We start from the raw sequence: 14,971 nt of genomic DNA on the forward strand, positions 1-14,971 counted from the left end.
TTTATCCCTCCTTATTTTCCTTATTTTTTGCATCAACTTGATCTATAGGTTCTGTGATTCCTGTGTCCGCCAGAACATATCGCATCTCATTTTTTAAGCCAAACCAGTTTTTATTGGTATGTCCTGCAACAATAACCTCGTTATTTTTCCGTTGAATCCAGATACGGCGATGATACCAGTAGGAACCTTGAATAACCCCAATCATAAAGATTGCTCCTCCTACAGCTAGTATCCATAATGTGAAATCCCTTCTAACTGTTAATCCAGAGACGTTCTTCATTTCTATTCCAGCAAAAGCCATCTTGTATTTATTATCACCCAAAGGTTCTATATTTTGCTGTATCGCAACAAAGCTAATTTCTCCTTCAGGTTTATCAGGAGCAAACATTTTAAAAACAAATGCTGGGTTATTAGGAATCTTTGTTTTAGTAGCTGGTTCACCTTCATCATTAAAAAAGAAATCTGGAAAATAGCTTGCCAGCTCAAGTGAGTATCCATTTCCTAAATCATACTTTTCCTGTGGGTCCCTCAAATTAATCGTGATTGTTCCAAAATCTTCATTTGTTTCTTTGTTAATCATGTTAAAGGACATTGTACTAAATTCGTTTAGTTTATAATCCACTTGGTAGAATGCATAATGGTCATGCTTTAATGGTTCATTCACCCGAATTTCATGAGATTTAATTTCTTTTAATTCCGGTTCAACTCCGGGAATGATTTCATCTGTACGTTCGTATAACGTAACATCTGTTTGATAGTTTTTTACGATCATTCCATTTCCAGAAATCTCAATCGCTTCTTCAAAGACTTCTTTTTCCTTGTCTTTCTCGTAAACTTCTACTAGGAATCGATCGCTCTCTAAATAATATTTTCCATGTGTACCAGGAACACTTGCAGTTTCTCCTTCGCGAATCCAGAGTACCTCATCTACATACATTCCAGGTACAAACCGGAGCATTGCACCTATTAAAAATATAATGAGACCACAGTGGTTAACATATGGACCCCATCTTGAGAAACGGCCCTTCTCTGCTAAAATATTCCCATTTTCTTCACGGACAGAATAATGTTTCTTTATTAATTTTTCTTTAACTTTTTCAAAGTCCTTGTCAACATTTTCAACTGTGTTTTTACCGTATACACGCTGTCTTTTTAAGAAACTTTCATGACGTGTTACACCTTGTTTTTTTAACGCTTTATATAAAGGTACTACACGGTCGATACTACAAATAATTAAGGAAATACCGAGCATTGCAATAAGAATCATATACCACCAAGAACCATAAAGATTGTGGAATCCTAATTGATAGTATAGTCTTCCAGTTATTCCATATTCTTGTTCATAAAAATCAGCAGGGCTCATTGCAGGAGGTATATATAATTCCTGCGGATAAATCGTCCCAAGTGCTGAAGCAACCAAAAGGACAACAATGATCCAAATCCCCACTTTTACAGAGGAAAAGAAGTTCCAAATTTTATCAACTATTGTTTTATTATAGGTTTGAGAGCGTCTTGCACTACCCTCATACCTCATATCAAGCAATTTCTTTTTCTCTTTATCTCCCTGAATTGTTTCTTCGCTTTGGACAGGTTTTCCACAAGCCTCACAAAAAATTGTACCGTGTGGATTCACATGCCCGCATTCGCATTTAACATTTTCCATGAAAAATAACTCCCTATGGCATTATTTGCTCCATATATTCTCGTACCATCTTGCTTGTCATCTCACCAGTAATGATCTCAACAACTTTTCCGTCTTTATTAATTAACATAGTAGTTGGCAATGGGTCAATTCCATAGGCATTTAGCAACTGGTTTCCCTTATCGATTGCAACAGGAAATGATAATTCGTATTTTTTGATAAAGTTATTTACACTGAATTTAGGTTCACCAACATTAATGGCGATTACCTCAACTCCTTGATCCTTAAATTCCTGATAATATGTATCAATATATGGGAATTCACGTTGACATGGCTCACACCATGTTCCCCAGAAGTTTAAGAATACACCTTTTTCCCCTCTATACTCTGACAAATGGTGTTCCTTCCCGTTCAAGTCTGTAACGACAAAATCTGGTGCCATATCCCCAACTGCTACCTTTTCCTTACTCGTAAAGAAATTGATATACAATGTATAAACGAGTGCAGCGGCGAGAAGTAACAATATGATGGTTCGAATAACTAATCGTCGCTTTTTCTTGTCCATTAGAAATCTCCCTTTATATAAGATTTATATATGTACTTTCTTTGCCATTATAGCACTTAATAATATCATGACATCGCAAACATTTTGAAGGTTATGTGACAATTGAGAATCATTATCGAAAGGGTTATTTCCACTAAATTTCATGAAACCTAAGTGAAGGCTTGCTTTCTATAAAAGTTTCATGAAATTTAGGCACCTTTTAGCTTTGCTTAAAGGCGAGTGAAACTTTTTTCAACTCGAATAAGACTACCATCTACAAACGATTATCCTTCGTACTTGCTAAAGCCCTTAACTGTTTAACCTCATGTGGGAGCAGTTCCCTGAACTCACCAGCATGTATTCCTTGTAGTGTTAAAAAGCCAAATCTTTCTCTTTTAAGCTTCATTACTTGGTGTCCAATCGCCTCAAACATTCTTTTTACCTGACGGTTTCTTCCCTCGTGTATGCTAATCTCGATAATAGATGTTTGTTTACGCTTGTCCATCGAAATAAGCTTAACTCTAGCAGGAGCTGTCTTTCCATCCTCTAGATTAATGCCTCTTTCTAATTGACGAAGCTTTTCTTTAGGTGGAATTCCCTTAATTTTCGCCACATAAACCTTTTCAATTTCGTACTTTGGATGCATAAGAAGATTTGCAAACTCACCGTCATTCGTCAATAACAACAATCCAGATGTATCATAATCCAGTCTTCCAACTGGATAAATCCGTTTTTTAATTTCAGGAAAAAAGTCAGTTACAACCTTCCTTCCTTTATCATCGCTCACACTTGAAATTACCGAACGTGGTTTATAAAACAAATAATAAACAGGCTCCTCCCTTTCTAGTGGAATGCCGCTTACTTCAATTTTATCATTTGAGCCTACCTTTATTCCAAGCTCCTTCACAACTTTTCCATTAACTTTTACTTGGCCTGCAACAATGAGCTCCTCGGCTTTTCTTCTTGAAGCTACACCTGCATGCGCAATAACTTTCTGTAGTCGTTCCATCTATGCTCACCCCTTAAACATCTTACTTGTTTCTAAGTATTTGTACAAGATAAAAACATTATTTAGTATGCCCATCCCAGTAGTTTCCTATATAATTCCAAAAAGAAAAACACGCTATTTTTGCGTGTTTTATGAACCAAATATTAACGTAACTACAACAATACTTACGACTATTCCTAGTAAATCAGCTAATAGTCCGACCTTTAAGGCATCACCCATTTTTTTAATCCCGACTGCTCCAAAATAGACCGTTAGTACATAAAGAGTAGTGTCAGTGCTTCCTTGCATGATTGATGCAAGTCTACCAATAAAAGAATCAGGACCATATGTAGCAATTAGATCAGTTGTCATTCCTAAGGCCGCTGTACCGGACAAAGTCCTGATAAAAGCTAATGGAGCAATTTCTGCTGGAAATCCAACGAATTCCATTGCGGGGCGGACTAAATTAATGAAAAAATCCATTGCACCGGATGCCCTAAAAATCGAAATCGCAACTAACATTCCAATTAAAAAGGGCATGATAGAAAAGGCAATTTTAATTCCTTCCTTTCCACCTTCTACAAATGTTTCATATGTTGGAATTCGTTTTGCTGTCCCATATAAGAGTATAAATCCAATAATTACAGGTATCAGCCAGAGTGATATGGTGTTAATGAAGTTCATTTTTCAACGCCACCCTTCTTCACTCTTCGATAATAAAAATACCGATCAATTAATACGGCACCAATTGCTGAAATAATGGTTACGATTAGAGTTGGTCCTACTATTTCCGTTGGATTTGTAGAATCATAGGTCATCCTGATTGCAATTACTGTAGTAGGAACAAGAGTCACACTTGCTGTATTAATTGCTAGAAAAGTAACCATTGAACGGCTTGCAGATGTTTTTCCGCCATTTAGCTCTTTTAGCTGCTCCATTGCCTTAATTCCCATTGGTGTCGCAGCATTGCCAAGTCCAAACATATTGGCAATCATGTTTGAAAGCATATACCCCATTGCAGGGTGGTCGACTGGTACCTCCGGAAATAATCGACTCACTAGCGGTCTAAATAATTTTGACAGTTTTTCCAATAAGCCAGCCTCTTGCGCAATTCTCATCAGACCTAACCAGAAAACAAGCACACTAATTAAACCTATACAAATGGTGACTGCCTCTGAAGCTCCTTTAAAGATTGCTTCATTTACCTCATTTATCGTTCCATTTACGATTGCAAAGATAATCCCGATAATTGTCATTGCTACCCATATGATATTTACCATCGTCATTTAACCCCTAAAATTACTAGAAAGATACTTTTCAGTGTTTCCCAGAATGTTACTTTTGGTCTTTTGACATTGCCATTATCAAAATAAATAGGCATTTCTTCTATTGTCTCATCACCAAGATTAATGGTAAGAGTACCAACAATATCAGGGACATTTTCTGGCTTCCGCCACTCCCTATTATCAGGTTCAACCAATTCGGCATTGAGTTTTATCTCTTTTTCTTCTTCTGAAGTTAAGGGGTACATAAAGTCATGATCGACAAACACTTTACCTTTATAAAAACTGTTATCTGTTTGTATGTCGCCTTCTTTGACAACCTTTACTAAATCATATGATTCGAAGGCCCCATTAAACATATTCATGTGATCATTCCAGTCATCAGAAGCATTAATCGTAACCGCAATTAAGCCAATTCCATCCTTTGATGCCGTTGAAACTAAGGTACGTTTGGCCCGCTTTGTATATCCTGTTTTCCCTCCAGTACTATACGGATATAGCTTCGTAAGTAATTTATTTTTATTTCTCCAAACACGATCCCATTTTTCTGTCGGATTTGGTGCACGGTGTACTTTTGTGCCTGCAATCTCCCTATATTTTTCATTCGTCATCGCATATCGCGTTAAAATCGCCATGTCATAAGCAGATGAAAAGTGGTTTTCATGGTCATCCAATCCATGTGGATTTGCAAATTTTGTATTTTGCATACCAATTTCTGCGGCTTTTTGATTCATCAGAAAAACAAAGCCTTCTAGACTACCGCCTACATGCTCTGCAATAGCAACTGCACCATCATTGCCTGAGCGTAACATCAATCCATAAACCAAATCCTCGAGCTTTATTTGCTCGTTCGGCTTAAGGTATAAAGAAGACCCTTCAGCACGGACAGCTTTATTACTTACCCTTACCATATCGTTCAGTTTTCCTGATTCAATGGCGATGATGGCTGTCATGATTTTTGTAATACTAGCGATTCTCATTCGTTGATGGGCATTTTTTTCATACAAAATTCTACCAGACTCTTGCTCTATTAAGATCGCACCTTTTGCACTAACAGAAAGTGCACTCGCTTTTTGAGGAAGGAAGCCTATGAGAATCATAACAATGATGAAAAGTGTAACAAATCTCCTGCGAAATAATGTCATTCGATCCCCGTCCCTTTTGCCGTTTGTAAAAGTGTATGCAAAACATGTCCAACTATATGAATAAAATATGTACAAACATCGAAAAGTGCAAGCGCCTCGAAAGCGGAACGTCGACTGACTACTGCCACGTCCTGTGGCAACGTCGATGTCAGCACTTCCTCGAAAATGCAGTGCATTTTCTTCGTGCGATGTTTATGCTTTCAAAGCTTTTCTTATCCTGTGCAAGTCCGACAAGTATAAGAAAAGCCGGCGAGAAGGATGCATTTTATCCTTTCTTGACGGATTGACTAGACCAGAGTGCTGCTTAAAGCACTAAGTAAAGCTTCTTAGAGTAATCTTCGCAGAAATAAGCTATGCTTGTTACCGAAGGCTTTTCGAAAGATACTCACAGAAGCCTATTCAAGGTGAAGACTGGCTAATCGCTGGAACTAGACACAAAAAAAGAGCACAAAAAAACTGACCAACGCTTGGTCAGAATAAATAATGATTTAATATTGCTTCCATAGAAGTTTTGATGCTTCATTAAATCGATGTTCCACTTCATTCCAATTTACGATATTCCACCAATTTTTCACATAGTCAGCACGTACATTTTTATATTGTAGATAATAGGCATGTTCCCAAACATCTAGGACTAATAACGGAATCGTATCCCATTGTGTCATGAATTGATGACTTTCCGCCTGTAGGATTTCTAAGCGACCAGCTCTCGGTGACCATACCAATATTGCCCAACCTCCACCTTCTACTTTGTTTGCCGCTTCACTGAAATGTCTTTTAAAAGCTTCAAAGCTACCAAAATCTCTATTAATCTGGCGTAGCAATTCACGTCCTGGCATACCTCCACCCTTTGGCTTCATAACATTCCAAAAAATCGTATGCAAATAATGACCCGAACCATTGAAGGCTGCTTCTCTTTCCCAATGCTTTAATAAATCATAATCACCTGTATTACGGGCCTTTTCCATCATTTTCTCGGCCTTGTTTAAGCCGTCAACATAGCTCTTATGGTGCTTATCATGATGGAGTCTCATGATTTCTCTTGATATATATGGCTCTAATGCATCGTAGTTATATGGGAGAGGTGGCAATGTATGCTGTCCAATTCCCACTCTTCGTATATCTTGAGATTCCTCATTTACCTCGGATTGTTCTGCAAATCTTAATCCGGAATTATAAAGATTCTCTACCTCAGCCTGTAATTCAAGCATACTAGTTGGAGTTGAATTTTCCCCAAAGGCATCAAGGTAATTTGAAAAATTCATAAGTTCTAATTGAAGGTCTTCATTCCGCACATTCTCAAATTGTTTTTTCATTTCCAAAAACCATTTATTCACATCTTCCACATACTTTTCAGGGCTTCCCATCATAATCCTCCCTCAGATTTAATCGTCATTATCGTATGCGTTTTACCTATTTTTGTGACTCCCTAGGTAGGTTATTGAAATCTATGATTCACAAATCTTTCCTTTATCACATAGAAATAGCGTAGAAAACTTGGCGAATGCCTATTTTTATTAAATTTGTAAAGCTTATTGTTTAATTTTGTATAGGTATATTTTAGGAGGTATGAAAAAATGAATCGCTCATTTCAAGAGGAAGCCTTATTTGAAACTCAGTTTTGGATGCAGGTTCTAGGTGACCATAGTCGATTTATACATGATTCCTTAGCACTGAGTGAAAAAGAAAGAATTGCGAAAACTGAAAAGTTTATTACAACTTTTGATCGTTTATTAGACTTGGCAAGACAACCTTTACAGCCAAATCAAATTATCGCAGTTATCCATGAGGGAAGAACTGCTGCAGAACAACTTCGCGTGTTAAAATTAGATATTCTTAAAAATCAATTAATTGGAAATGTAAAAATCAGTCTTTCTCCTCCTTTTGTTAATCATATGGTCAATGAATTAGAGGAATGGCTACGTGTATCTAGCTTTTTAGTAGAAGGTAAAAGTGTCCCACCTACGCATGCATTGCATCATCACCTTATTTGGTTATTAGATGCGGCAGGACATGCGGGTGTGATTGTATCGAACCTAGATAGGGTAGAAAAAAATTTACTTCAAAAGAGCGAGAAATTCGTCAAGGAATGGGAGGATTTTTATTTAAAAGCAGTTGAATTGGTTGGATTCTTACGCACAAGCCAATATGAATTCCCAGCACTTTCTCGATTTAACAATGATGTAGAAATAGAAATGAAGATTTTTAAGGGGTTCTTAGAAGAGTTAGAGGAAATGGAATTAAGTAAAGAGATCTTAGGAGTTTTGACTCCACTAATGGCTGACCATATGGCAAGAGAAGAATGCTATTATTTAATCAAATTAGCAGAATCGACAAAAGAAATTAATCGTCCAAATTGTGACCCGACTAAGCCACGCGTGCAAGAATAACAGAAAACCCCAACTGCTGATATTCTCTGCAATTGGGGTTTAATTTCATTATGATTGTTCGACAAATTCTAATGGTGATTTTACTTCATAGCTATTTTTATGATGGAGATGTGTAAAAATTTCTTTTAGTCTATCAAATTGAATTCCTTTAAAATGTTCTTCAAATTGTTTTTGTTCATTTAGATAAACTCGCTTACGATGACGATACCTAGGGTCCTTAAGCAAGCATACGAGTGCTACAAGATCCTTAAAATAAACCTCATTTGAATCAATTTTAAAAACTGGGTCTTCGGTAAAAGGAGTAAATGATGTAAATTGTTCATCAAAATAACGCAAATAAAGTACTTGTAATGTCCTTTCCTCCCCATCCTCAACAAATGTTACTTCGGATTGGTTAAAAAAGTCCTCAAAAGTATTTTTTAACGTTTTTTCAAGTTCAAATCCACTACATTGTTTAATTAACACAGTTCCACCCCACTAGCCACCATTTTCCATATAGATTATCTATATATTACCATAGATAGCATACTTAAGGTGAGTTAATTTGAATCTTCTATCGTTTCTTGGAATCTCTCAAAGAAGAGGTCTGCTTCCTCCTGGACATATTCTTCGTCCACTTTTTCAGGAAGTGGAGGCAATTCCTTTAAAGTCTTTAATCCAAAATACTCTAAGAACTCCTTTGTTGTACCATATAAAATCGCTCTTCCAGTACCTTCAACGCGCCCTACCTCTTTGATTAATGCTTTTGCCGTTAAGGTATGAATCGGTCTCTCCGTCTTCACCCCGCGAATTTCTTCGACTTCTGCTCGTGTAATCGGCTGACGATAGGCAATAATCGCAAGTGTTTCTAAAGCAGCCTGTGATAAAGATGTTGAAGTAGGTGATTCTACTAGTTTCTTCAGGTAAACGGCATGTTCTTTTTTTGTCGTTAATTGATAGGTTCCAGCTACCTCTATTAGATTTATGCCTCTACCTGCTTTTGTGTAGTCATTCTTTAACTCATTGATAATGTCTAAAGCAGTGCTCTCACTTATTTCTAAAACAATGGCCATTTGTTTCAATGTCAAACCTTCGTCTCCTGCTGCAAAAAGAAGCCCCTCGACAATGGCTTTCCAATCTATTAATTTCATTACTAAAAATCCCTTTCCATACTCGATATATAAATTTCTGAAAAATTGTTCCGCTGTTCAATTAATACAACATTATTTTTCATTAATTCAAGAAGCGCAAGGAATGTGACAACAATATGGTTTTTATCATGGTATGGAAAAAGCTCTGTAAATTTCTTTTTTCCACGGTACCCCTTTAATTCGTTAATAATTTCTTCCATCCTTTTTTCAATAGGAATCTCTTGTCTTGTAATTCTTGTTGATAATGGCCTCTGCAATTTTTTACGGCGCATTAGCTTTTGTAAGGCTCCAAGCATGTCGTATATGTTGACATCCAATGAAGAATCTATTTTGACATCCTTCGTAAATTCACTTAAATCACTAGGAGGCTTTGTAAACAATTGGGAACGTTCTTCTTCTAGATGTTTTAGATCTTCAGCAGCACCCTTATATTTGCGGTATTCAATCAAGCGGTTCATCAGTTCTTCACGCGGGTCCTCTTCATAATCAAACTCGGAGTCACCATCGATAAGTACTTCTTCTTGTTTCGGAAGCAACATTTTACTTTTAATCGCTAAAAGTGTCGCGGCCATAACAAGGTATTCACTTGCAATATCTAATTGTAAAACTTTCATTGCATGAATATATATTAAGTATTGTTCTGTAATTTCTGCAACTGGTATGTCGTAAATATCAATTTCTAATCGGTTGATTAAATGTAAAAGAAGGTCTAATGGACCTTCAAAAGAGTCAATTTTTACGCTGTAATGTAAGTCCACGCTCATCTCACCAAAAATACCCTTCATGACAGTTTCATTTCTTTCTATTTTAACACAATAATTAGTATAGAACATAATTTGCATTCAAGCTATAACTGGATTTTGGATATTTGTCCCACAAATAATTATAAAAAATGATGTTCGTATAGACACCCGCCCACACAAGAAGTAGTAATAGTCATACTATAACTGTGTAACCAAGAATTTTAAGGAGGTATTTTAAATGGGTGACGGATTTGGCTTCGGTGGTGGATTTGCGTTAATCGTTGTGTTGTTTATTCTTTTAATTATCGTGGGAGCTGCTTGGTGTTTTTAATTAAAACTAATAATGACGATAAAGTGTTCGGCATTTTGCTGAACACTTTATTTTCCCATGTTTTGGGTACATTATTATGTTAAACTACACATACATAGTGTTAAAAGGATGTGTGATCCCATTTGTACCCACAAGCACTTATAAAATATTTAATTCATTTTCACTGTGACCGTGACTATTTTGAATGCCATGAAGTATTAGAAGAACATTGGAAAGAAGATCCTATTCCTGAAAGAAAGCCATATTGGGTAGGTTTAATTCAGATTGCCGTATCACTTTATCACCACCGCCGCGGAAATAAAGCAGGTGCACTTAAAATGATGAAAAGTGCACTTACAATTTGTAAGAACCAGAAATCCGAATTAGTGCAATTAGGCTTGCAGGTTGACGATCTGGTTGAAGTTTTACAAAAAACATTTCACGATATTGAAAATGGTGCACCATACGAAAGTATAAGTTTACCTTTAGCAGATAAAAATCTACTTGCCACCTGCATTTCTCAGGCTTCTCTATCCGGGAAATCATGGGGAAAAGCAAGCGATTTAACAAATAAGGAATTAATTCATAAACATTCATTGCGGGACAGAAGCGATGTCATTGTCGAACGGCATAAACAATTGTTACTAAAACAGAAGATGCGAAACAAGAACTAAAAAGGACAGTCTTATGACTGTCCTTCTTCACATTTCTCATCCTCTGAGAAATCACATTTCTCAAAAAAACCTGCGGTATATTCATTTGGTCGTAATTGACCATCTGGAAAATGCTCTTTTAGTGCCTTCACCATCGTTTTACCAATGCCTTGGTACCGATGGGATGGATTCACACAGATATGTTGAATTTCTACAAGATCCCCGTCATGGATTGTTGTTCCGATAATTCCTACAATATCTTCTTCTTTCCATAAGAATAGCTGCTTTGTATCATCTTCTTCATATTGTTTCATAGTTGCTTGCAGGTTCTTTAGATCCTTTTCGGTCGGCATAAATGAAAGAAGCCCCATTGCGATTTTCTCATAATTCTTTTTATAACGAATTAACATATAAATCCCTCATTATCGAAAAACTTTCCAAATAGTATAACCATTATTACTTTTGGACTAACCTTAATACATTTATTAAGATTACCATTATCCAAGCTATTTTTCCATAGTCTTTTTGGAATACCCTTAAATTTAAATTATATCCAAAACCTTCTATATCTATACAAACTCTCGTTAATTATTCAAAGGAACGGGCTAGATTCGCCATTTCAATAGCAGATACAGCCGAATCCCATCCTTTATTTCCTGCTTTTGTTCCCGCTCTTTCGATTGCTTGTTCAATTGAATCAGTTGTTAAAACACCAAACATGACAGGTTTTCCAGTAGCTAATGAAGTTGAAGCCAATCCTTTCGCTACTTCGTTACATACAAAATCATAGTGGGAAGTAGAGCCTCTAATGACGGTCCCTAACGCAATTACAGCGTCATATTTGCTTGATTCAGCCATTTTTTTAGCTATTAAAGGAATTTCAAAGGCACCTGGAACCCAAGCAATTTCTACATCCTCATCTGCAACCCCATGTCTCTTAAGTCCATCAAGTGCCCCTGTTAATAACTTTGCTGTTATAAATTCATTAAAACGTGCAACTACAATCCCTACTTTTAAACCTGTGCCAACTAAGTGTCCTTCATAAATTTTATTCATCATTAACCTCCGGTGTTATTAGTTATTGTGCTATTTTTTTAAAATTGTATAAATTACCTATTCATTTCCAGTTCGTAGCTGTTCATTTTGGTTACGATAACGAATTAATTCTTTTATCGTAATCATTTTTAGCTTAAATTCATCTGCAATCTTTCGCAAATCATGAACTCTCGCCATGGTTCCGTCTTCTTTCACAATTTCACAGATTACCCCAGCTGGATCTGAGCCACAAAGGGCCGCTAAATCGACAGCTGCCTCTGTATGACCAGCCCTATGGAGTACTCCACCTTCCTTTGCAATTAAAGGAAAAACGTGACCAGGTCTTTTGAAGTCTGATGCTTTTGAATCTGGGTTGAGTAGTTCCAATATTGTTGTTGAACGTTCAATTGCACTTATACCTGTTGTAGTAGTTTTATGATCAATACTTACTGTAAAAGCAGTTCCATGCGGGTCCGTATTATGCGTAACCATCGGGTCTAGATTTAATTTACTGGCCAACTCTTTTGTAATAGGAGTACATACGAGTCCACGTCCATGTGTGATCATAAAATTAATGACCTCTGGAGTTGCTTTATCGGCAAGTGCAATAAAATCTCCTTCATTTTCACGATCTTCATCATCACAAACAATGATTACTTTTCCTTGTTTTAGATCGGAAAGTGCATCTTCAATTGGATCAAACATTGTTGTCCCCCCTTTTATTTAAAGCCGTGTTCTTCTAAAAAGCTTGTGGTAATCTTGGATTTAGTTGATTTTTCGTTTACTAAAGATCGTTGCAGAAATGAGCTTACATACTTCCCAAACATGTCACATTCGATGTTTACAATGTCACCTACACCCTTTCTATGTAAAATCGTTTCTGATAACGTATGAGGGATCAAAGAGAGAGTAAACGTATTTTCCGTAAGTCCGAAAATAGTTAAGCTTGTCCCGTCCACCGCAACCGATCCTTTGTAAATCATAAACTGAACAAGTTCTTCTGGAACTTCAATTTCATAATACACGGCATTTCCTTTTGGTTCTTTTCGAACAATTTTTCCGATACCATCTACATGACCTGAAACAATATGCCCTCCAAAGCGGCCTCCAGCAGCCATGGCTCTTTCTAGATTGACAGCGTGATTACGTTTTAATTCGCGTAATGACGTTGATTTAACCGTTTCTGGCATCACATCAACATTGAAACCATCAGATGTGAATTCCGTCACAGTTAAACAAACTCCATTGACCGAAATACTATCACCTAAGTTCACATCCTCGAGAATTCTTTTAGCCTGAATCACCATTTCAATCGAATCCTGTGATCCGTTTATTGCTTTTACTTTCCCGATTTCTTCAACAATCCCTGTAAACATTTTTTTCACCTACACTCTCGGTTCGGCTACGATTTTTACATCTTCTCCGAGCTGTTCCACAGATTTAATTGTTAATTGTAATGCATCATCGATAGCTTCGATTCCAGTACCACCAATTGACGTAGGTGCTAGCTTTCCACCTACTAACTTTGGTGCAAGGTAGACGATGACTTGGTTAATTGCCTTTTCCTTTAAAAAGCTGCCATTCACTTCTGCTCCACCTTCAACATAAATGGAGGAAATGCCTTCTTCACCTAGACGTGTAAGCAAGGTGTTAATTGATAATTCAGACTCTTGCATTTTGATAATTCTAACACCATTTTTACCTGAAAATTCGTTCATTTTCTCCTCATTTACCCGATTGGATACAATAATCCAAGTCTCTGCCTCGCCGTCATTGACTACTTGTGCATCAAGGGGGGTTCTTAGGGTTGAATCCAAGATGATTCGAATCGGATTTTTGCCTGTCCCATTTGGAAGCCTTGTTGTTAAACTTGGATTATCTACAAGCACTGTATTTACCCCTACAAGAATCGCATCATGGATACTTCTATATAAATGAACATCATTTCGAGCAGCCTCACCGGTTATCCATTTACTTTCACCAGTTACTGTTGCTGTTTTCCCGTCAAGAGTAGTGGCAGATTTCAAAGTTACATAAGGAATTTTTTTATCTAAGAAATGATAAAAAACTGCGTTTAAAGCATCTGCTTGTTCCTTGCATACCCCGACCTCAACTTCGATTCCGGCTGCTTTTAATTTGGCGATGCCTTTTCCAGCAACGAGTGGATTTGGATCAGTCGTTGCAATAACAACCCTTTTCACATTACTATTCACTAAAAGGTCAGCACATGGAGGAGTTTTTCCATGGTGACTACACGGTTCTAAAGTTACATACGCGGTTGCATTTTGTGCCTTTTCACCAGCCATTCTTATTGCATGCACCTCTGCATGAGGTTCTCCGGCTTTAAGATGTGCTCCGATTCCTACAACACGTCCTTCATTGACAATGACTGCACCTACGACAGGATTGGGAGTGGTTTGACCTTTACCTGCCTTTGCAACATTTATCGCTAAATTCATATAATCTTGATCTCTCATCTTATCTACACACCTTTCTATTTATCATGTACTATTTACGGGGGTTCTATCTTTATTTGCCAAAACAAAAAGACCTCGGAAAACAATCCGGGGTCTTGGTCGATGTCATTTAAGCAGCAGAATATGTATTTTGCCCAACACAAATAAAGGTATTATGGACAAATTTTTTTCACATACCGTACTAACATCCTTCTCCCATCCAGACTCTAACTGTCGGCCTTGGATTCTCACCAAAGTCCACCATTTCAAATGAATTCTCATGGCATAATGCCTATTAACATAATAAAAATGTTAACATTAAAATGGGTCACGGGCTTAGAACAACTTGTTCATCACCGTCGGTAAGGAATTTCACCTACCCCCGAAGGAAAATATTTAATTCTTTTAGCGATGTAAAACAGTATAACATAAAGTATTCTTATTTTGTCGAATTTAATACTTTACGATACAGATTATGTATTTTAGTATTCATATGGATGATTAATTAAGCTATAAACAGCCAAAAAATAACTCCCCATGCAATCGAAATTAAAAGCAGAACAAATAATACCGTCCATCTACCTTTACCCATTTAGTTTCACCTCAATAATCATTATAAGACAAAGAAAAAGACACAACAAGAATGACCTGT

At 36.9% G+C, this 14,971-nt stretch carries 17 protein-coding genes, 1 pseudogene and 1 riboswitch; of the genes and pseudogenes, 3 read left to right on the plus strand and 15 right to left on the minus strand.

Annotated elements, in window-relative coordinates:
- Nucleotide 1 precedes the first annotated feature (1 nt).
- The 7 genes from V7097_RS12055 to V7097_RS12085 all read right to left on the minus strand — a co-directional run bounded on the left by V7097_RS12055 (nucleotide 2) and on the right by V7097_RS12085 (nucleotide 6,969).
- Nucleotides 2-1,663 (minus strand): cytochrome c biogenesis protein ResB, encoded by a 1,662-nt coding sequence (locus V7097_RS12055; protein WP_335703870.1) that lies wholly within the window; start codon nucleotides 1,661-1,663, stop codon nucleotides 2-4.
- A 13-nt stretch (nucleotides 1,664-1,676) separates the two neighbouring features.
- Nucleotides 1,677-2,207 carry a thiol-disulfide oxidoreductase ResA gene (gene resA / locus V7097_RS12060; RefSeq protein ID WP_335703871.1) on the minus strand — a complete coding sequence of 177 codons (531 nt, stop codon included), beginning with the start codon at nucleotides 2,205-2,207 and terminating at the stop codon, nucleotides 1,677-1,679.
- Nucleotides 2,208-2,460: 253 nt separating this feature from the next.
- Complete coding sequence (gene rluB / locus V7097_RS12065; RefSeq protein WP_335703872.1) at nucleotides 2,461-3,195, minus strand: 23S rRNA pseudouridine(2605) synthase RluB; 735 nt, start codon at nucleotides 3,193-3,195, stop codon at nucleotides 2,461-2,463.
- Between the two features lie 129 nt (nucleotides 3,196-3,324).
- Complete coding sequence (locus V7097_RS12070) at nucleotides 3,325-3,858, minus strand: spore maturation protein (RefSeq protein ID WP_335703873.1); 534 nt, start codon at nucleotides 3,856-3,858, stop codon at nucleotides 3,325-3,327.
- Nucleotides 3,855-4,454 (minus strand): nucleoside recognition domain-containing protein, encoded by a 600-nt coding sequence (locus tag V7097_RS12075; RefSeq protein ID WP_335703874.1) that lies wholly within the window; start codon nucleotides 4,452-4,454, stop codon nucleotides 3,855-3,857. The genes V7097_RS12070 and V7097_RS12075 overlap by 4 nt, the downstream gene beginning before the upstream one ends.
- 2 nt (nucleotides 4,455-4,456) lie before the next feature.
- Entirely contained in the window at nucleotides 4,457-5,602 is a 1,146-nt protein-coding gene (locus V7097_RS12080; protein ID WP_335703875.1) for a D-alanyl-D-alanine carboxypeptidase family protein, read from the minus strand.
- 488 nt (nucleotides 5,603-6,090) lie between these two features.
- The gene (locus tag V7097_RS12085) at nucleotides 6,091-6,969 is read right to left on the minus strand and encodes a superoxide dismutase (RefSeq protein ID WP_335703876.1); all 879 of its coding nucleotides are present in this window, start codon (nucleotides 6,967-6,969) and stop codon (nucleotides 6,091-6,093) included.
- A 210-nt stretch (nucleotides 6,970-7,179) separates the two neighbouring features.
- Here V7097_RS12085 and V7097_RS12090 point away from each other — a divergent pair, with 210 nt between their 5' ends.
- Nucleotides 7,180-7,992 carry a DUF2935 domain-containing protein gene (locus tag V7097_RS12090; protein WP_335703877.1) on the plus strand — a complete coding sequence of 271 codons (813 nt, stop codon included), beginning with the start codon at nucleotides 7,180-7,182 and terminating at the stop codon, nucleotides 7,990-7,992.
- A 48-nt stretch (nucleotides 7,993-8,040) separates the two neighbouring features.
- Here V7097_RS12090 and V7097_RS12095 read toward each other — a convergent pair whose 3' ends face one another.
- From V7097_RS12095 to V7097_RS12105, 3 genes are all read right to left on the minus strand, one after another.
- A complete protein-coding gene (locus V7097_RS12095) occupies nucleotides 8,041-8,457 on the minus strand; it encodes a hypothetical protein (RefSeq protein ID WP_335703878.1) in 417 nt (138 codons plus the stop codon).
- A gap of 74 nt (nucleotides 8,458-8,531) precedes the next feature.
- A complete protein-coding gene (gene scpB / locus V7097_RS12100) occupies nucleotides 8,532-9,122 on the minus strand; it encodes an SMC-Scp complex subunit ScpB (RefSeq protein WP_335703879.1) in 591 nt (196 codons plus the stop codon).
- Nucleotides 9,123-9,124: 2 nt separating this feature from the next.
- Entirely contained in the window at nucleotides 9,125-9,886 is a 762-nt protein-coding gene (locus V7097_RS12105; RefSeq protein WP_438824232.1) for a segregation/condensation protein A, read from the minus strand.
- Between the two features lie 217 nt (nucleotides 9,887-10,103).
- On the opposite strand from V7097_RS12105, the gene V7097_RS12110 reads away from it, so the two are divergent.
- Together V7097_RS12110 and V7097_RS12115 are read left to right on the plus strand one after the other, a co-directional pair.
- A complete protein-coding gene (locus tag V7097_RS12110) occupies nucleotides 10,104-10,196 on the plus strand; it encodes a YjcZ family sporulation protein (protein WP_335703881.1) in 93 nt (30 codons plus the stop codon).
- A 122-nt stretch (nucleotides 10,197-10,318) separates the two neighbouring features.
- Nucleotides 10,319-10,849, plus strand: coding sequence for a DUF309 domain-containing protein (locus tag V7097_RS12115; protein ID WP_335703882.1), 531 nt, complete (start codon nucleotides 10,319-10,321; stop codon nucleotides 10,847-10,849).
- Between the two features lie 11 nt (nucleotides 10,850-10,860).
- Here V7097_RS12115 and V7097_RS12120 read toward each other — a convergent pair whose 3' ends face one another.
- The 5 genes and pseudogenes from V7097_RS12120 to ribD all read right to left on the minus strand — a co-directional run bounded on the left by V7097_RS12120 (nucleotide 10,861) and on the right by ribD (nucleotide 14,340).
- Nucleotides 10,861-11,238 (minus strand): GNAT family N-acetyltransferase, encoded by a 378-nt coding sequence (locus V7097_RS12120; RefSeq protein ID WP_335703883.1) that lies wholly within the window; start codon nucleotides 11,236-11,238, stop codon nucleotides 10,861-10,863.
- A gap of 178 nt (nucleotides 11,239-11,416) precedes the next feature.
- Nucleotides 11,417-11,884: a 6,7-dimethyl-8-ribityllumazine synthase gene (gene ribH / locus V7097_RS12125; RefSeq protein WP_335703884.1), complete on the minus strand. Its 468-nt coding sequence runs from the start codon at nucleotides 11,882-11,884 to the stop codon at nucleotides 11,417-11,419.
- A gap of 75 nt (nucleotides 11,885-11,959) precedes the next feature.
- A pseudogene (gene ribB / locus V7097_RS12130) lies at nucleotides 11,960-12,568 on the minus strand (3,4-dihydroxy-2-butanone-4-phosphate synthase); the annotation flags it as partial.
- Nucleotides 12,569-12,582: 14 nt separating this feature from the next.
- Nucleotides 12,583-13,239, minus strand: coding sequence for a riboflavin synthase (gene ribE, locus V7097_RS12135; RefSeq protein WP_335703885.1), 657 nt, complete (start codon nucleotides 13,237-13,239; stop codon nucleotides 12,583-12,585).
- Between the two features lie 9 nt (nucleotides 13,240-13,248).
- Nucleotides 13,249-14,340, minus strand: coding sequence for a bifunctional diaminohydroxyphosphoribosylaminopyrimidine deaminase/5-amino-6-(5-phosphoribosylamino)uracil reductase RibD (gene ribD / locus V7097_RS12140; protein ID WP_335703886.1), 1,092 nt, complete (start codon nucleotides 14,338-14,340; stop codon nucleotides 13,249-13,251).
- A gap of 183 nt (nucleotides 14,341-14,523) precedes the next feature.
- A riboswitch (FMN riboswitch) is annotated at nucleotides 14,524-14,713 on the minus strand.
- Nucleotides 14,714-14,971 lie beyond the last annotated feature (258 nt).

The organism is Bacillus sp. JJ1562, from assembly GCF_036962705.1.
Taxonomy (GTDB): domain Bacteria; phylum Bacillota; class Bacilli; order Bacillales; family Bacillaceae_L; genus Ferdinandcohnia.